Origin of the sequence: Streptomyces sp. NPDC002602 (assembly GCF_042889445.1) — a bacterium.
Lineage (GTDB): Bacteria > Actinomycetota > Actinomycetes > Streptomycetales > Streptomycetaceae > Streptomyces.
Window position 1 is genome coordinate 129,975 of record NZ_JBIAQX010000002.1, and the last position, 16,399, is coordinate 146,373.

The following is a 16,399-nucleotide window of genomic DNA, read 5'->3' on the forward strand; positions in this document are numbered from 1 at the left end:
CGCGCCGTCGCCCCTACGCCGAGAGGTGGGACCGGACCTCGGCCGCGGCCTCGTCCCCGTACGCCTTGGTGAAGCGCTCCATGAAGTGCGCCCGCGCCAGCGTGTACTCCTGCGTGCCCAGCGTCTCGATGACCAGCGTGGCGAGCATGCAGCCCACCTGCGCCGCCCGCTCCAGGCCCACGCCCCAGCCCAGGCCCGTCAGGAAGCCGGCGCGGAAGGCGTCGCCGACGCCCGTCGGGTCCACCTTCGCGGTCTCCTCGGGGCAGCCGACGACGATCGGCTCCTCGCCGACCCGGTCGATCCGCACGCCCTGGGAGCCCAGCGTCGTCACCCGGGTGCCGACCTTGGCCAGGATCTCCTCGTCGGTCCAGCCGGACTTCGACTCGATGAGGCCCTTCTCGTACTCGTTCGAGAAGAGGTACGTCGCGCCCTCCATCAGGGTGCGGATGTTGTCGCCGTCCATCCGGGCGATCTGCTGCGAGAAGTCTGCGGCGAAGGGGATCCCTCGCGTGCGGCACTCCTCGGTGTGGCGCAGCATCGCCTCGGGGTCGTCGGCGCCGATGAGGACGAGGTCCAGCCCGCCCACCCGGTCGGCGACGGCCTTCAGCTCGATCAGCCGGGCCTCGCTCATCGCGCCCGTGTAGAAGGAGCCGATCTGGTTGTGGTCGGCGTCCGTCGTGCAGACGAAGCGCGCGGTGTGCAGCACCTCGGAGATCCGCACGGACTCGGTGTCGACCCCGTTGCGGTCCAGCCACGCGCGGTACTCGTCGAAGTCCGAGCCGGCCGCGCCGACCAGGACGGGACGGCTGCCGAGCTGACCCATTCCGAAGCAGATGTTCGGGCCGACACCGCCCCGCCGTACGTCGAGGTTGTCCACGAGGAAGGAGAGGGAGACCGTGTGCAACTGGTCCGCGACCAGCTGATCGGCGAAACGGCCGGGGAAGGTCATGAGGTGGTCGGTGGCGATGGAGCCGGTGACTGCGATGCGCACGGCGTGGATGCTCCTGCGGAGGGCGGCAAGGGGGACATTCAAAACTACCCGGTCCCCGGCGCCAGGCCGACCGTACGAAACTACCCCGTAGTAGGCCTTTCTTCGCCCGCCGGGCCGGGCCTACGGTGCCCTCATGACCTACAGCGATGGCTTCGGGTACGCCGACCACAACGCCGAGATCCGTCCCGGTTTCGCACGACTGCTGGGTGACTGCGCCCGGATGGCCCCGCACTGGGCGGTCCCGGTGGGCCCGCGCCCGGACCGGGTGGCACCGTCCCAGATCCACGGCATCAGCGTCCCGCCCTCCTCGGCCCGCCTGATCGCGTCCACCGCCGCGTACGGCGACTAGGCCGTCTCTTTCGGATCCCCGGGGGGAACCGGTTTCGCCCCTGTCCCGTCACACCCGCGTCACGTACGACGGGACGAGTGAGGGAGCGATTCGGTGACCAGCGAAGAACCCGACACAGCACGCGCCACACGACGGCGGCCGGCCTGGGCCATCGGCTCGATCGCGGCCGCCGTCCTGCTCGCGGGTGGCGGTACGGCCTACTGGGCGTCGACCGCCCACGGCGACGGATCCGGCGCCGGGCGGACCAACGAGCGCACGGCCGCCGCGGCCCGCGAGGCCGGGACCCCGTCGGGGCCGGGGATCGCCCCCGGCGAGCCGGACCCGTCCGGCGGCGGGGTGACGTACCGCGCGGACGTGAAGCTGCCCGGGGCTCCGGCGAAGGCGCCGACGTTCGCCGCGTCGGGCGAGGTGACGTCCGAGGAAGTGGCGCGGCTGGCGAGCGCGTTGGGCGTCACCGGCGCGCCCCGGCTGTCGGGCGAACAGTGGCTGGCCGGCGAGGGCGCGGACGGCTCCGGGCCCCGACTGACGGTCGCCCTCAAGGCTCCCGGCACCTGGACGTTCAACCGCTTCCAGCCGGGCGGCGACAACGGTGGCGGGGGCGGTGACTCCTGCAAGCGCGGCCAGGACACCTGCGGCCCGGCCACCCTCCCGAAGGACCCGCAGGGCCCGCAGGAGCCGCAGGGCTCCGCCGGCGCCACGCCGGTCTCCGAGGAGGCCGCGAAGGCCGCCGCGGCCCCGGTGCTGGCCGCCGCGGGCCAGGCCGGCGCGAAGCTGGACGCCCGGCTCGCGCAGGGCTCGGCCCGGGTGGTGACCGCGGACCCGGTGATCGGGGACCTGCCGACGCAGGGCTGGTCCAGCAAGGTGAGCGTGGGTCCGGACTCCCGGGTGGTGACGGCGAGCGGCGAACTGAAGGCCCCGGTCCGGGCCGCCGAGCAGTCGGTGGTCGGGGCCGTCGAGGCGCTGGCCCGGCTGAACGCCGGGAAGTCGGGGTCGACCGGCACGGGCAGCGGCCCGAGCGGTTGCGCGACCTCGGTGCCGCTGACTCCGGACACCCCGGTCGGGGCGACCGACACGCCGCCCTGCAACCCGGAGCCGCGCCCGATGAAGCCGCCGCGGACGGAGACCGTACGGGGCGCCGTGCTCGGGTTGGCGCCCGGGACGGTCGACGGGACGCGGGGCCTGGTCCCTGCCTGGCACTTCGAGGTGGCCGGCAAGGACGGCGCGGCGGGCCACACGGTGGTCCAGCCGGCCTCGGCCGAGGAGAGCGCCGCTCCGGCGCCGGTCCCGCCGACAGGGGGGCGCACCGTGCCCGGGTTCTCGTACGCCGAGGCCGACCGGAAGCTGACCGTGAACTTCTGGGGCGGGGTGTGCAGCGCGTACGCCGTGGAGGCGCGCGAGGAGGGCGGGTCGGTACTGGTGAAGATCACCGACACCCCGAACAAGCCCGGCCAGAACTGCATCATGATCGCGGAGGAGATGTCCCGGACGGTGACCCTCAAGGAGCCGCTCGGCGACCGGAAGGTGGTCGACGCGACCACGGGCAAGCCGCTCCCCCGCGGGTGAGCCGAGGGGATCCCGCCCTGTCGGGGTCCCGCACGGGGTGCCCGACACGCGAGCCCCGACATGCGAGAGGGCCCGCGCACCAGTCGTACTCGACCGGTGCGCGGGCCCTCCTCGTACAGGCTTAGCTGAACGAGTCGCCGCAGGCGCAGGAGCCGGTGGCGTTCGGGTTGTCGATGGTGAAGCCCTGCTTCTCGATGGTGTCGACGAAGTCGATGGAGGCACCGTGGAGGTAGGGCGAGCTCATCCGGTCCGTGACGACCTTGACGCCGTCGAAGTCCTTGACGACGTCGCCGTCGAGGGAGCGCTCGTCGAAGAAGAGCTGGTAGCGCAGGCCCGAGCAGCCACCGGGCTGGACGGCCACGCGCAGCGCCAGGTCCTCACGGCCTTCCTGCTCCAGCAGGGTCTTGACCTTCACGGCGGCGGCGTCGGACAGGAGGATGCCGTCGCTCACAGTGGTCTTGTCGTCCTGTACGGACATCTGCATTCACTCCCGAAGTGGGCGGCTCCCCGCCGGAGGCTGGGGAAACGTCGGACTCTTGCCGTCGGTGGCAACCAGTGCGATGGCGGATTCATTCCGGGTCCCGCACCTTGTCTCGATATTCATGCTCGCACACCGGCACGGGGGGACGAACCCGACGGACGAGAGAGTTCCGGAGCGGGCGAATGCGTCACATCGACGCTATCGGGCATCGTCAAACTGACGTGAAGCGGTTATGATAGATAACGTCAAATAGACGAGAAGTCGAAGCGCTTCCTCGGAAGTACCTAGTCGCAGAACAGAAAGGGTGCGTGTCGTGACCACCGCCCAGCCTTTGGACGTCCAGCCGACGCCCCTTGCCCTGCTGCTGCTCGGCCGCGAAGCCGACCCCAAGAGCGAGCGCGGGGTGGAGTGCCCCGGCGACCTGCCCTCGCCGTCGGACCCGAACCTGGTGGCGCGTGCCCGCGCGGCCAAGGAGAAGCTCGGGGACAAGGTCTTCATCCTCGGCCACCACTACCAGCGCGACGAGGTCATCGAGTTCGCGGACGTCACCGGCGACTCGTTCAAGCTGGCGAGGGACGCGGCCGCCAAGCCGGAGGCCGAGTACATCGTCTTCTGCGGCGTCCACTTCATGGCCGAGTCCGCTGACATCCTCACCTCCGACGACCAGAAGGTCGTCCTTCCCGACCTCGCGGCCGGCTGCTCGATGGCCGACATGGCCACCGCCGAGCAGGTCGCGGAGTGCTGGGACGTGCTGACCGAGGCCGGGATCGCGGGCGACACCGTGCCCGTCTCCTACATGAACTCCTCGGCCGACATCAAGGCCTTCACCGGCAAGCACGGCGGCACGATCTGCACGTCGTCCAACGCCAAGAAGGCCCTGGACTGGGCCTTCGAGCAGGGCGAGAAGGTGCTCTTCCTGCCCGACCAGCACCTCGGGCGCAACACCGCGGTCCGCGACATGGGGATGTCGCCGGACGACTGCGTGCTCTACAACCCGCACAAGCCGAACGGCGGCCTGACCGTCGAGCAACTGCGCGACGCCAAGATGATCCTGTGGCGCGGGCACTGCTCGGTGCACGGCCGGTTCTCGGTCGAGTCGGTCGAGGACGTCCGGGCCCGCATCCCCGGTGTGAACGTCCTGGTCCACCCCGAGTGCAGGCACGAGGTGGTGGCGGCCGCGGACTACGTCGGTTCCACCGAGTACATCATCAAGGCGCTGGAGGCGGCCCCGGCCGGTTCCAAGTGGGCCATCGGCACCGAACTGAATCTGGTCCGCCGTCTGGCGAACCGTTTCGCCGCCGAGGACAAGGAGGTCGTCTTCCTCGACAAGACGGTCTGCTTCTGCTCGACGATGAACCGCATCGACCTGCCGCACCTGGTCTGGACCCTGGAATCCCTCGCCGAGGGCAACCTGGTCAACCGGATCGAGGTCGACAAGGAGACCGAGAGCTTCGCGAAGCTCGCCCTGGAGCGCATGCTCGCGCTTCCATAGCGATCCGCTCGAACGCGGGGCGTTCGTGGACGTGGAAGACGTGGAAGGGGCGCCCGGCCTGCCGCCGGGCGCCCCTTCGCCGTCCCCGGGGCCGCCGCGGTCCCCGTACGCCCGTGGGAAGGGCCCCGGTCCCCCGTACTGGTACGGGGACCGGGGCCCTCGGGTCGTGTGCGTCAGACCTTGGCCGGGGCGTCGTCCTCGGTCGGGGCGGGGCTCGGGACCGCCGTCAGGCGGGCCCGCTTCTTCGCCCGGCGGCGCTCCTTGAACAGTTCGACCATGGTGTAGAGGGTCGGCACGAGCAGCAGGGTCAGCAACGTCGAGCTGACCAGGCCGCCGATCACCACGACCGCGAGCGGCTGCGAGATGAAGCCGCCCTCGCCGGTGACGCCGAGCGCCATCGGGAGCAGCGCGAAGATCGTCGCGAGGGCGGTCATCAGGATCGGGCGGAGCCGGTGCCGGCCGCCCTCGACGACGGCCTCGACGACGCCGAGGCCCTGGGCGCGGTACTGGTTGACCAGGTCGATCAGGACGATCGCGTTGGTCACCACGATGCCGATGAGCATCAGCATGCCGATCATCGCCGGGACGCCCATGGGGGTGCCGGTAACGATGAGCAGGCCGAGCGCGCCGGTCGCCGCGAACGGCACGGACACCAGCAGGATCAGCGGCTGGACCAGCGAGCGGAAGGTCGCGACCAGCAGCATGAAGACGATCGCGATGGCGGCGAGCATGGCCAGGGCCAGGGAGGCGAAGGCGTCGTCCTGATCCTCGGAGACGCCGCCGATCGAGGCCGTGGCGCCCGCGGGCAGGTCCAGCGCCTTGATCCTGCTCTGGAGTTCCGTGCTGACGGCGCCTGTGTTGTCGCCGACCGGCTTGGCCGTGATGGTGGCGGCGCGGGCGCCGTCGATCCGGGTCATCGCGACCGGGCCGGGGACCACCTTGACCTCGGCGATGTCACCGAGCTTGACCGGGCCGACGGGGAGCGCCCGGAGCTGGGCCAGGGTGGTGGCCGGCTGCGCCGACCTCACGAGGATGTCCCACTCGGTGCCGTCCAGGACGGCCTTGCCGGCCGGGGTGCCCCGGACGGACTGCGCGACGATCGCGCCCAGCGCGGCCTGGTCCAGGCCCGCCTCGGCGGCCGTGGGCCCGGCGACCACCGAGATCCGGGGCACCGACTGCGAGAGGTCGCTCTGCACGTCGGTGACGTCCTTGAGCTTGGCCACCTCGGCCTGGACCTGCGCGGCGGCCTTGGCCAGCACGTCGGCGTCGCCGGCCTTGACGACCACGCTCAGGTTGGAGCTCCCGAAGCCGCCGCCCGCGATGATGCGGGTGTCGCCGACACCGTCGAGCGCGGCCAGCTTGCTCTCGATGCTCTTCTTGACGGACTCGGCCTTGCCGGAGTCCTCCAGCGTGACCTGGTACGAGGCCTGGTTGGAGCCCGTGCCGCCGCCGAAGGCCGCCATGAAGCCGGAGGACCCGACGGTGACCTGGTAGTCCTTGACTCCGTCGACCGAGGCCAGGACCTGCTCGACCTTGCGGCTCGACGCGTCCGCGGCGGCCAGCGAGGTACCGGGGGCCAGCTCCTGCTTGACCGTCAGGGTGTCCTGCTCGCCCTGGTCGAAGAAGTTGGTCTTCAGCAGCGGGGACATGGCGAAGGTGGCGACGAGGACCACGACGGCGATGGCCACGCTCGTCAGCCGGCGCCGGGTCGCGAAGCCCAGGACCCGTACGTAGAGGCGCTGGAGACGGCTGCGCGCCTCCTTCTCCTCGGCGTCGCGGCGGGCCTTGTCGGGGTCCTGCGAGGTGCCCTTCGGGGCGCGCAGGAACCAGTACGACAGGACCGGGACCACCGTCAGCGAGACGAGCAGCGAGGCCAGCAGGGCCGCGGTGACGGTGAGCGAGAAGGAACCGAAGAGTTCGCCGATCATCCCGCCGACGAGGCCGATCGGCAGGAAGACGGCGACGGTGGTCAACGTGGACGAGGTGACCGCGCCGGCCACCTCCTTGACGGCGGTGATGATCGCGGCCTCGCGCTCCTCGCCGTAGCCGAGGTGCCGCTTGATGTTCTCCAGGACCACGATCGAGTCGTCGACGACGCGGCCGATGGCGATGGTGAGGGCGCCCAGGGTCAGCATGTTGAGCGACAGGTCGCGGGTCCACAGCACGATCAGCGCGAGGACCACGGACAGCGGGATGGAGACCGCGGTGACCAGGGTCGAGCGCAGGGAGCCGAGGAAGACCAGGATCACGAGCACCGCGAAGACCAGGCCGAGCAGGCCCTCGGTGGTGAGGCTGGAGATGGACTTGGCGACGGCCGGGCCCTGGTCGGTGACCACGGCGAGGTCGGCACCGGAGCCGAGGGTGGAACGCAGCTCGGGCAGCTTGTCCTTGACGGCGTCGGAGATCGCGACGGCGCTGCCGTCCTTGTCCATGGTCAGGGCGAGGGCGAGGCTGGGCTTGCCGTTGGTACGGGTGATGGAGACGGCTGGGGCTGGCTCCAGGTTCACCGCGGCCACGTCGCCGAGACGGACGGCCGGCTTGCCGGGGCCGGGGCTCAGCCGCAGGTCCTCCAACTGGGCGAGGTAGGTGTAGCCGGCGCCCACGCGGACGGTGCGGTTCTTGCCCTCCTCGTCGAAGGAGCCGGCCGGCATCGTGGCGCCGCCGGCCTGGATTGCCTTGTTCAGCGCGGCCGCGTCGAGGCCTGCGGCCGCGAGCTTCGCGTCGTCCGGGGTGACGGCGATCTGGAGTTTCCGCACCCCGTCCACGGTGACCTGGCCGACGCCCTCGATGTTCGAGAGGACGGGGACCACCGAGGCCTCCAGCTGGTCCGCGAGGCCCTGCTCGTCCCTGTCCGAGGTGACGGCGAGGACGACGGTCGGGATGTCGTCGGTGGAACCGGCCACCACCTGCGGGTCCACGTCGGCGGGCAGCCGGACGCGGGCCCGGTTGACGGCCTGCTGGACATCGGCGACGAGCTGCTTGGTGCCGCTGTCGCCGTAGTCGAAGGTCGCCATGACGAGGGCGTTGCCCTCACTGGCGGTGGAGGTGATGCCGGTGATGCCGTCGACGCCCTTGAGGGTGCTTTCGATCGGCTCGATGACCTGCTTCTCCACCACGTCGGGCGACGCGCCCTGGTAGGGCGCGAGCACGGACACCATCGGCAGTTCGATGGACGGCAGCAGTTGCTGCTTGAGCTGCGGGACGGCTATGGCGCCGAAGACGAGCGCGATGATCGACACGAGGCCGATCAGCGCTCTCTGGGCCAGGCTGAAGCGGGACAGCCACGACATGGTGGAGGTTCTCTCATTCGGTGACGGCGGCGAGGTGACGGCGCCGAGGTGACACCGTCGGGGACGTGCGAGGGCCCCTCAGCCTTTCGCACCCGCGGATGCCGCCACGTCGCCCGCAGGTCCCGTACTCACGCGCGGCATACCGCGCCCGCAGTACGCCGTACTACTGCGCCGCCCCGAGGAACTACCGCGCGCCGTCGGCCCGGGGCCGCACCAGGCCCGATTCGTAGGCGACGACCACCAGTTGGGCCCGGTCGCGGGCGCCCAGCTTGGCCATGGCCCGGTTGACGTGGGTCTTGACGGTGAGCGGGCTGACCTCCAGGCGGCCGGCGATGCCGTCGTTGGACAGGCCCGCCGCGACGAGTACGAGGACCTCGCGCTCGCGCACGGTCAGCGTGGCGAGGCGGGCGGCGTGCGCGGAGCCGTCGGCGGGGACGTCCGGGTGGCCGCCCTGCGCGAGGAAGGTGGCGATGAGCCCCTTGGTGGCGGCCGGGGACAGCAGGGCCTCACCGGCGGCGGCGACCCGGATCGCGTTGAGCAGCTCGTCCGGTTCGGCGCCCTTGCCGAGGAAGCCGGAGGCGCCGGCGCGCAGGGCCTGGACCACGTACTCGTCCACCTCGAAGGTGGTCAGCATGACGACGCGTACGTCGCGCAGTTCCGGGTCGGCGCTGATCATGCGGGTGGCGGCGAGCCCGTCGGTGCCCGGCATCCGGATGTCCATGAGGACCACGTCGGCCCGTCGTTCGCCGGCGAGGGCGTAGGCCTGGGCCCCGTCGGCGGCCTCGCCGACGACCTCCATGTCGGCCTCGGAGTCGACGAGCACCTTGAACGCGCTGCGCAGCAGCGCCTGATCGTCGGCGAGCAGCACCCTGATGGGCCCGCCGCCCGGCATCCCCGTCACCGTGTCGTCCACCCCCCGAGGGTACGTGCCCCATGGGTCCGGCCCGGTCGCGGGGCGGCGTGCCGTGCCCCTGCGGACACGGTGGTCAGCGGGGGTCAGCCCAGGGCCAGGACCACGAGGACCACGGTGGCCGCGACCTCGGACAGGGCGCCGAAGACGTCACCGGTGACCCCGTCGAAGCGGCTCACGCAGCGGCGCAGGAGCAGTTCGGCGACGGGCAGGGCGACGAGTACGGCCGCCGCGTGTTGGGCCGCGGCGGGCAGCCCCAGCGGGAGGGCCGCGGCCGTGCAGGCCGCCACGGTGAGGGCGGTGACGAGTGCGGCCGAGCGGATGGGGACCACGCTCGCGACCGCCGCGCCCAGGCCTCCGGGGCGGGCGGCCGGGACCCCGTCGCGGGCGGCCAGGGTCATGGCGAGGCGCGCGGTGACGGCGGCGAGGACGGTGGCGAGGGCGCCCCGTACCCAACTGTCGGCGTACACGTTCGCCAGCGCCGCCACCTGCACCAGGAAGACCACCAACAGGGCGATCACCCCGAAGGGGCCGATGTCGGACTGCTTCATGATCCGCAGCGCCTCTTCGGCGGGCTTGGCGCTCCCCAGCCCGTCGACCGTGTCGGCGAGTCCGTCGAGGTGCAGCCCCCGGGTCAGCGCGGCCGGCACGGCGACGGTGACGGCGGCGGCCAGCAGCGGCCCACCGCCGAGGACCAGCAGGAGCACTCCGGGGACGGCCGCGAGCAGACCCACGGCGAGTCCGGCGAGCGGTGCGCAGGCCATCCCGGTACGGGCGGCCGGCCGGTCCCATCGGGTGATGCGGGCGGGCAGCACGGTGAGGGTGCCGAACGCGAAGCGGACCCCGTCGACGAGCGGGGCGCGCTCGGGCGGCGGCGACTGCGGCGGATCTTCGAACGAATCTTTCATCGGCGCGAACGCTACCCCGCCACCGCCGGGGTTGAATTGCGCATTACCCGCCACGGTGGAAGGTGGTGTCATGGGTCACTGGTGGTACCGCAACATCCTGGAGCCGGGCAAGCTCCCGCTGCTGCTCGCGCTGCTGTCGTTCGTCCTGTCCTTCCTGATCACCCGGGTGATCACCCGCCTGATCCGGGCGGGGCGGGGGCCGTTCAAGAACGTCACGCCGGGCGGTGTGCACATCCATCACGTCGTGCCGGGGGTGATCCTGGTGATCATCGGCGGTTTCGGGGCCGTCAGCAGCGGCCGGCAGGGCTTCGGGGCGCTGCTCTCGGCCGTGCTGTTCGGCATCGGCGCCGGGCTGGTGCTGGACGAGTTCGCGCTGATCCTGCACCTGGACGACGTCTACTGGAGCGAGGACGGCCGCAAGAGCGTGGAGATCGTGGTCCTGACCGCCGCGCTGGTGGCGCTGATGCTCGGCGGGTTCCTGCCGTTCGGGGTCAACGACCTCACCGCCGAGGAACGGCAGAGCCGCGGGGTGGTCGTGATGAACATGGCCGGCAACTTCTGCCTGGCGCTGGTCGCGCTGTGGAAGGGCAAGGCGCGCACCGCGATCTTCGGCACGGTCGTGCCCTTCGTGGCGCTGATCGGCGCGATCCGCCTCGCCCGACCCGGTTCCCCCTACGCGAAGCGCTTCTACGCGAACCGCCCGAAGGCGCGGGCCAAGGCCGGGCTGCGCGCCTTCCACCACGACCGGCGCTGGGCCTCGCCGCGCCGCAGGTTCGAGAACTTCATCGGCGGGACGCCGGACCCGGAGCGGGTCTCGCTGGAGAAGGGCCCGGACTGACGGGCGGAGCGCCGGTGCCCCGGAGGATCAGCCCGGGATCAGGCCGTCGTCGCTGAGCATCTCCCTGACCTCGTCCAGGCTCGCGCCGGGCGCCGGGAGGATCAGCTCGGACGGCTCCAGCGCATCGTCCGGCAGGGGCTCGCCGAGTCTGCGGACCGCGTCGAGGAGCGCGGCCAGCGTGCGCCGGAACCCCTCGCCGTCACCGGACTCCATCTCGGCGAGCAGTTCGTCGTCGAGCTTGTTCAGCTCGACGAAGTGGCTGTCGGCCAGTTCCCACTGGCCCTCCCCCATGATGCGGACAATCATGACGGGCCCCGTCCTACTGCTTGTCGAACCGGTGCGGGGTCTGGGTGGGCTGGGCGGTGCCCGGGGCGCCGCCCTCGATGGCCTGCTGTCGGTCGGCCGGGCCGCCCGCCAGTTCGGCCTTCATCCGCTGGAGCTCCAGCTCCACGTCGGACCCGCCGGAGAGGCGGTCCAACTCGGCCTGGATGTCGTCCTTGGAGCCGAGGCCGCTGCGGTCGTCCAGGGCGCCGGAGGCCAGCAGCTCGTCGATCGCGCCAGCGCGGGCCTGGAGCTGGGCCGTCTTGTCCTCGGCCCGCTGGATGGCGAGGCCGACGTCGCTCATCTCCTCCGAGATGCCGGAGAAGGACTCCGCGATCCGGGTCTGCGCCTGGGCGGCGGTGTAGGTGGCCTTGATGGTCTCCTTCTTGGTGCGGAAGGCGTCCACCTTGGCCTGGAGGCGCTGGGCGGCGAGGGTCAGCTTCTCCTCCTCGCCCTGGAGGGTCTGGTGCTGCACCTCCAGGTCGCCGACCTGCTGCTGCAGCGACGCGCGCCGGGACAGGGCCTCGCGGGCCAGGTCCTCGCGGCCGAGGGCCAGCGCCTTGCGGCCCTGGTCCTCCAGCTTGGCGGACTGGCCCTGGAGCTGGTTCAGCTGCAGTTCCAGGCGCTTGCGGGAGGTCGCGACGTCGGCGACACCGCGGCGCACCTTCTGCAGCAGTTCGAGCTGCTTCTGGTACGAGTAGTCGAGGGTTTCGCGCGGGTCCTCGGCCCGGTCAAGGGCCTTGTTCGCCTTCGCGCGGAAGATCATCCCCATACGCTTCATGACACCGCTCATGGGCTTCGCGCGCCCCCTTCTAGACGGACCTCGCTCAAGGTCACCAGCAGGACCCACAGTACGGGCCCTGTCTCCATTACCGCACTGTTCGAGAACGAATGCGCTCCTCCTCCAGGACGACTACGCCGCCGCCGTGTCAGGCGTAAGGAGTAGGTGGTCCCAGGAGATCCCCGGAGGGGCCCGCCCGCCACAAGAACCCTGCACAAGTGAAGACGCCCGCCGTTGCCGGATCGTTCCCCGCCGAGGTGGGGAGCGTGCCCTTGACCACGTAGGCTTGGTTTCGTGTTTGGTAGCCGTTCCTCCAAGGAAGAAAAGGCCCCCGCCACCGACAAGGTGAGCGCCGACCTTTCGCAGCCCCGTGACCCCCAGGCCCCGAAGGGCCGCCCGACGCCGAAGCGTGCTGTGGCCCAGTCGCAGCGCAAGGCAGTGGTGGCCTCGACCGGCAATCGGAAGGAGGACGCCAAGCGGGCCCGTGAGCGCCGTCGCGTGGAGATGGCGAAGCAGCGCGAGGCCCTCGCCAACGGCGACGAGCGCTACCTGCCCGCCCGCGACAAGGGCCCCGTCCGCCGCTTCGTCCGCGACTTCGTGGACTCGCGCTTCTCGGTCGCCGAGATGTTCCTGCCGCTGGCGGTGATCATCCTCGTGCTGAGCATGGTGCGGGTCGAGCGGCTCCAGAGCATCGCGCTGGTGCTGTGGATGGGTGTGATCGCGCTGATCCTCCTCGACTCCGTCGGCATGTTCATCCGCCTGCGCAAGGCCGTCAACGAGCGCTTCCCGGACGAGCCCAAGCGCGGCGCCGTCGCGTACGGCCTGATGCGCACCCTTCAGATGCGCCGGCTGCGCCTGCCGAAGCCGCAGGTCAAGCGTGGGGAACGGCCCTGAGCGCAGCGACGCCCGCATCCGGGGCGTCGGGGGGCGACGTGGCCGACTTCTCCGGGGGATCCCGACTGTGGCTGGAGGGCCTGGGCGGACTGCGCAACGCGGTCCGGCAGGAACTCGTGGGCCGCCAGGTCGACGAACAGATCGCGCACCGCTTCCCGGTCGGGCAGCGACTGCGCGTCCTTGACGTGGGCATGGGCCAGGGCACCCAGGCCCTGCGCTTGGCGCGCGCCGGACACAAGGTGACCGGCCTGGAGCAGGACCCCGACATGCTGGCGGTCGCCCGTGAGGCGCTGGCGGGCGAGCCGGCGGGCATCCGCGACCGGGTCCGGCTGATGGAGGGCGACGGCCGGGAGACCGGCGCGCACTTCGTGCCGGGCAGCTTCGACGTGGTGCTGTGCCACGGCGTCCTGATGTACGTACCGGAGCCGGACGCCATGCTGGCGGGGCTGGCCCGGATGCTCGCCCCGGGCGGGCTGCTGTCCCTGCTGGTGCGCAACGGCGACGCGCTCGCCATGCGACCGGGGATCGGCGGCGACTGGAACGCCGCTCTGCGGGCGTTCGACACCGTCGACTACACGAACCGGTTGGGTCTGGACGTACGCGCCGACCGGCTGGCGGGTCTGACGGCCACGCTCTCGGGGATCGGGGCTCCGCTCCAGGCCTGGTACGGGGTGCGGGTCTTCACCGACGGCACCGAGGCCGGGAACCACCTGCCGAACGAGGCCGAGATGGAACGGTTGCTCGCGGCCGAGGACCGGGCCGGGCGCACCGACCCGTACCGCGCGGTGGCGGCGCTGTTGCACCTGTGCGGTGTGCGGGGCTGAGCCCGCACACCGCGGCGGCGGGAGCCGGTCAGGCGTCCAGGGCCTCGCGCAGGCTCATCGTGTACAGCTCGGTGCCCGTGTCGTCGGAGAGCTTCACCTTCTCGGTGCCGCCCTCCAGCAGGTCCTTCCAGTACTCACCGATCCAGGACTCCGCGTCCCCCTGCGTGGTGAACTCCTCCGGCACCACCGACGGGGTCGTCTCGCTGCCCTCGGCCGTCTCGAACCGCCACGTCCACGCCATGTCCGCCTCCGTTGCTCGTCCGCTGTCCGCGCGTCGATCGTCCGTCGCGCACCCGCGTTGTTCGCCTTGAGTCTGCCCGCAGAGTAGCCGGGCGAGCACCACTCCCGCGGACGCGGGAGGATCATCGGGTGGAACTCACTCTGCTCGGTACCGGTACCCCCGAAGGACTGCCCCGACCCGGCTGTCCCTGCGCCGCCTGCGCGGTCTCCGTCGGCCCCCTCTCCAGGGCGGCGACGGCCGTGCTCGTGGACGGCGCGCTGCTGCTCGACCTGACCCCCGGGGCGGTGTTGGCCGGGGCCCGGGCGGGGCATTCGCTGGCCGGTGTGCGGCAGGTGCTGCTCACCCATCCGCACGACGGGCCCCCCGTCGAGCTGCCGCCGGGTCTGCCGGCGGCGGGGCGGGTGCCGGACGGGCAGGAACTGTCGGTGATCAGTGGTCACCGGGTGCGGGCGGTGCCGATGGACACGCCGGGCACCGGGTACGAGGTGACCGGGCCGGACGGCGGCCGGCTGCTGTACCTGCCGCCGGGCGGGGCGCCGGCCGGCCTGGGGTCCGGGGGCCCGGCCGGGCAGCGTCCCTACGACGTGGTCCTCGCGGACGTGCTCGGCCGGCCGGAGGCGGTGGCGCGGCTGCGGGCGAGCGGCGCGCTGGGGCCGGCGACGGACCTGATCGCCGTGCACCTGGACCACGACACCCCGCCCGGGCGGGAGGCGGAGCGACGGTGCGCGGCGGCCGGGGCGCGGGTGGTGCCGGACGGCACGACGGTGGCGGTCGGCGAGTACCACGCGGCGCCGGAACTGCCGCGGCGCACCCTGGTCCTGGGCGGCGCCCGGTCCGGCAAGTCGTACGAGGCGGAACGCCGGCTGGCGGGCTTCCCCGAGGTGGTCTACGTGGCCACGGGCGGCTCCCGCGACGGGGACGCGGAGTGGGCACAGCGGGTGGGTCTGCACCGGGAGCGCCGGCCGTCGACCTGGCGGACGGTGGAAACCTGCGCGCTGGTCCCGCTGTTGGAGAACGACGGCGGCCCGCCGCTGCTGATCGACTGCCTGGCGCTGTGGCTGACCGACGCGATGGACCGGGCCGGGGCCTGGGACGACGAGGCGTGGGCGGGCGGCGGACAGCGGAAACTGCGCGAGTCGACCGCGGAGTTGGTGGCGGCGGTCCGCGCGACCCGTCGTCCGGTGGTGCTCGTCAGCAACGAGGTCGGCTCGGGAGTGGTCCCCGCGACGTCCTCCGGTCGACGTTTCCGTGACGAGTTGGGGCGGCTCAACAACGCGGTGGCGGCGCAGTGCGAGCACGTCCTGCTGATCGTGGCCGGACAGGCGGTGGTCCTGAAGGACTGACGTCGCCGACACCGGTCGCCGGGGCGCCCGAAATCGCCGCCGGCGCACCGACGGCGAGGCCGCGGGAGGGGCTTGGGGAGGGCCTCACCGGCTGTACCCTCTGGCAGATGACCATGCTGAATCTCGACGACTTCTCCGATCTGATCGAACGCCCCGACGGGGGCGTCCGGCGTGACGCCGAGGATCGCCGTGAGCGGCTGGCGGTGCCGCCCGGCGCCCTGGGCCGGCTCGACGAGCTCGGCGAGTGGCTCGCCGCCGCTCAGGGGCGGGTCCCGGTCCGACAGATCGAGCGGCCCCGCGTCGTGCTGTTCGCGGCCGACCACGGGATCGCCGCCGAGGGGGTCTCCGCGCGGGCCGCCGGGACCACGCACGAGCTGGTGCGGGGCGTGCTCGACGGGACGAGTCCGGTGGCCGTCCTGGCCGCGCGGTTCGGCGCCGGCGTACGGATCGTGGACACCGGCCTGGACTGCGATCCGGGGCTGCTCCCCGAGGAGGTCGTGCGGCACCGGGTGCGGCGCGGCAGCGGCCGGATCGACGTCGAGGACGCGTTGACGGTCGAGGAGGCCGAGGCCGCGCTGCGGCTCGGGATGCGCGTCGCCGACGAGGAGGCCGACTCGGGAACCGATCTCGTCGTGCTCGGGGACCTCAGTGTCGGCGGCACCACGGTGGCCGCGACGCTGGTCGCCGCACTGTGCGGGACGGACGCCTCGGTCGTCACCGGTCGCGGGGGCGCCCCGATCGACGACCTGGCCTGGATGCGCAAGTGCGCGGCCATCCGCGACGCCCTGCGCCGGGCCCGTCCCGTCCTGGGCGACCAGGTGGCCCTGCTGGCGAAGGTCGGCGGCACGGACGTCGCCGCGATCACCGGCTTCCTGCTCCAGTGCGCGGTGCGCCGTACACCGGTCATCCTCGACGGGCTGGTCTCGGCCGCCTGCGGGTTGGTGGCCCAGAGGGCCGCGTTCCGGGCCCCGGACTGGTGGTTGGCCGGCCAGGCGAGCGGCGAACCCGGCCAGGCGAAGGCCTTGGACAGGATGGCACTCAACCCCGTCCTCGACCACGGCGTCACTGTGGGCGAGGGAACAGGGGCCTTGCTGGCCCTCCCCCTCGTCCAGGCGGCCGCCGCACTCGCTGCGGAGCTGCCGGAACGAGCGGCGGAGGAGCCGACGGACTGAA

At 72.2% G+C, this 16,399-nt stretch carries 16 protein-coding genes; 8 read left to right on the forward strand and 8 right to left on the reverse strand.

Annotation, left to right across the window (positions count from 1 at the left end; all coding sequences use genetic code 11):
- Positions 1-13 precede the first annotated feature (13 nt).
- Complete coding sequence (locus ACFYW3_RS05980; RefSeq protein WP_351750120.1) at positions 14-991, reverse strand: carbohydrate kinase family protein; 978 nt, start codon at positions 989-991, stop codon at positions 14-16.
- A 133-nt stretch (positions 992-1,124) separates the two neighbouring features.
- On the opposite strand from ACFYW3_RS05980, the gene ACFYW3_RS05985 reads away from it, so the two are divergent.
- Positions 1,125-1,340 (forward strand): hypothetical protein, encoded by a 216-nt coding sequence (locus tag ACFYW3_RS05985; RefSeq protein ID WP_351383588.1) that lies wholly within the window; start codon positions 1,125-1,127, stop codon positions 1,338-1,340.
- A gap of 93 nt (positions 1,341-1,433) precedes the next feature.
- Entirely contained in the window at positions 1,434-2,903 is a 1,470-nt protein-coding gene (locus ACFYW3_RS05990) for a hypothetical protein (protein ID WP_351750121.1), read from the forward strand.
- Positions 2,904-3,024: 121 nt separating this feature from the next.
- Here ACFYW3_RS05990 and erpA read toward each other — a convergent pair whose 3' ends face one another.
- Positions 3,025-3,381, reverse strand: coding sequence for an iron-sulfur cluster insertion protein ErpA (erpA, locus tag ACFYW3_RS05995; protein WP_053676136.1), 357 nt, complete (start codon positions 3,379-3,381; stop codon positions 3,025-3,027).
- 307 nt (positions 3,382-3,688) lie between these two features.
- Here erpA and nadA point away from each other — a divergent pair, with 307 nt between their 5' ends.
- Positions 3,689-4,876, forward strand: a complete 1,188-nt coding sequence (gene nadA, locus ACFYW3_RS06000) for a quinolinate synthase NadA (RefSeq protein ID WP_351750122.1) — start codon at positions 3,689-3,691, stop codon at positions 4,874-4,876.
- A 173-nt stretch (positions 4,877-5,049) separates the two neighbouring features.
- Here the strand turns inward: nadA and ACFYW3_RS06005 are convergent, their stop codons facing one another.
- The 3 genes from ACFYW3_RS06005 to ACFYW3_RS06015 all read right to left on the reverse strand — a co-directional run bounded on the left by ACFYW3_RS06005 (position 5,050) and on the right by ACFYW3_RS06015 (position 9,984).
- A complete protein-coding gene (locus ACFYW3_RS06005) occupies positions 5,050-8,166 on the reverse strand; it encodes an efflux RND transporter permease subunit (RefSeq protein WP_389385670.1) in 3,117 nt (1,038 codons plus the stop codon).
- A 184-nt stretch (positions 8,167-8,350) separates the two neighbouring features.
- Positions 8,351-9,058: a response regulator transcription factor gene (locus ACFYW3_RS06010; RefSeq protein ID WP_351750177.1), complete on the reverse strand. Its 708-nt coding sequence runs from the start codon at positions 9,056-9,058 to the stop codon at positions 8,351-8,353.
- Positions 9,059-9,162: 104 nt separating this feature from the next.
- Positions 9,163-9,984 carry an adenosylcobinamide-GDP ribazoletransferase gene (locus ACFYW3_RS06015; RefSeq protein ID WP_351750124.1) on the reverse strand — a complete coding sequence of 274 codons (822 nt, stop codon included), beginning with the start codon at positions 9,982-9,984 and terminating at the stop codon, positions 9,163-9,165.
- A 70-nt stretch (positions 9,985-10,054) separates the two neighbouring features.
- Here ACFYW3_RS06015 and ACFYW3_RS06020 point away from each other — a divergent pair, with 70 nt between their 5' ends.
- On the forward strand, positions 10,055-10,822 hold the full coding sequence (locus ACFYW3_RS06020) for a hypothetical protein (RefSeq protein ID WP_351750125.1): 768 nt from the start codon (positions 10,055-10,057) through the stop codon (positions 10,820-10,822).
- A gap of 27 nt (positions 10,823-10,849) precedes the next feature.
- On the opposite strand, the gene ACFYW3_RS06025 is transcribed toward ACFYW3_RS06020, so the two are convergent.
- Together ACFYW3_RS06025 and ACFYW3_RS06030 are read right to left on the reverse strand one after the other, a co-directional pair.
- Positions 10,850-11,128 carry a hypothetical protein gene (locus tag ACFYW3_RS06025; protein ID WP_267798596.1) on the reverse strand — a complete coding sequence of 93 codons (279 nt, stop codon included), beginning with the start codon at positions 11,126-11,128 and terminating at the stop codon, positions 10,850-10,852.
- A 13-nt stretch (positions 11,129-11,141) separates the two neighbouring features.
- Positions 11,142-11,936, reverse strand: coding sequence for a PspA/IM30 family protein (locus ACFYW3_RS06030; RefSeq protein ID WP_351750126.1), 795 nt, complete (start codon positions 11,934-11,936; stop codon positions 11,142-11,144).
- A gap of 282 nt (positions 11,937-12,218) precedes the next feature.
- Here ACFYW3_RS06030 and ACFYW3_RS06035 point away from each other — a divergent pair, with 282 nt between their 5' ends.
- Entirely contained in the window at positions 12,219-12,818 is a 600-nt protein-coding gene (locus ACFYW3_RS06035) for a DUF3043 domain-containing protein (protein WP_351750127.1), read from the forward strand.
- An 80-nt stretch (positions 12,819-12,898) separates the two neighbouring features.
- Positions 12,899-13,642, forward strand: a complete 744-nt coding sequence (locus tag ACFYW3_RS06040; RefSeq protein WP_389385965.1) for a class I SAM-dependent methyltransferase — start codon at positions 12,899-12,901, stop codon at positions 13,640-13,642.
- A gap of 28 nt (positions 13,643-13,670) precedes the next feature.
- Here ACFYW3_RS06040 and ACFYW3_RS06045 read toward each other — a convergent pair whose 3' ends face one another.
- Positions 13,671-13,883, reverse strand: a complete 213-nt coding sequence (locus ACFYW3_RS06045; protein ID WP_053676083.1) for a hypothetical protein — start codon at positions 13,881-13,883, stop codon at positions 13,671-13,673.
- 128 nt (positions 13,884-14,011) lie between these two features.
- Between ACFYW3_RS06045 and ACFYW3_RS06050 the strand changes: the two genes are divergently transcribed.
- Positions 14,012-15,226, forward strand: a complete 1,215-nt coding sequence (locus ACFYW3_RS06050) for a bifunctional adenosylcobinamide kinase/adenosylcobinamide-phosphate guanylyltransferase (RefSeq protein ID WP_351750128.1) — start codon at positions 14,012-14,014, stop codon at positions 15,224-15,226.
- A 116-nt stretch (positions 15,227-15,342) separates the two neighbouring features.
- Entirely contained in the window at positions 15,343-16,398 is a 1,056-nt protein-coding gene (cobT, locus tag ACFYW3_RS06055; RefSeq protein ID WP_389385966.1) for a nicotinate-nucleotide--dimethylbenzimidazole phosphoribosyltransferase, read from the forward strand.
- Position 16,399 lies beyond the last annotated feature (1 nt).

Excerpts from the sequence above, each read along its gene's own strand:
- ACFYW3_RS05985 (WP_351383588.1), top strand. The coding sequence starts at position 1,125 with ATGACCTACAGCGATGGCTTCGGGTACGCCGACCACAACGCCGAGATC.
- erpA (WP_053676136.1), bottom strand. The coding sequence starts at position 3,381 with ATGTCCGTACAGGACGACAAGACCACTGTGAGCGACGGCATCCTCCTG.
- ACFYW3_RS06005 (WP_389385670.1), bottom strand. The coding sequence starts at position 8,166 with ATGTCGTGGCTGTCCCGCTTCAGCCTGGCCCAGAGAGCGCTGATCGGC.
- ACFYW3_RS06010 (WP_351750177.1), bottom strand. The coding sequence starts at position 9,058 with ATGCCGGGCGGCGGGCCCATCAGGGTGCTGCTCGCCGACGATCAGGCG.
- ACFYW3_RS06015 (WP_351750124.1), bottom strand. The coding sequence starts at position 9,984 with ATGAAAGATTCGTTCGAAGATCCGCCGCAGTCGCCGCCGCCCGAGCGC.
- ACFYW3_RS06020 (WP_351750125.1), top strand. The coding sequence starts at position 10,055 with ATGGGTCACTGGTGGTACCGCAACATCCTGGAGCCGGGCAAGCTCCCG.
- ACFYW3_RS06025 (WP_267798596.1), bottom strand. The coding sequence starts at position 11,128 with ATGATTGTCCGCATCATGGGGGAGGGCCAGTGGGAACTGGCCGACAGC.
- ACFYW3_RS06030 (WP_351750126.1), bottom strand. The coding sequence starts at position 11,936 with ATGAGCGGTGTCATGAAGCGTATGGGGATGATCTTCCGCGCGAAGGCG.
- ACFYW3_RS06045 (WP_053676083.1), bottom strand. The coding sequence starts at position 13,883 with ATGGCGTGGACGTGGCGGTTCGAGACGGCCGAGGGCAGCGAGACGACC.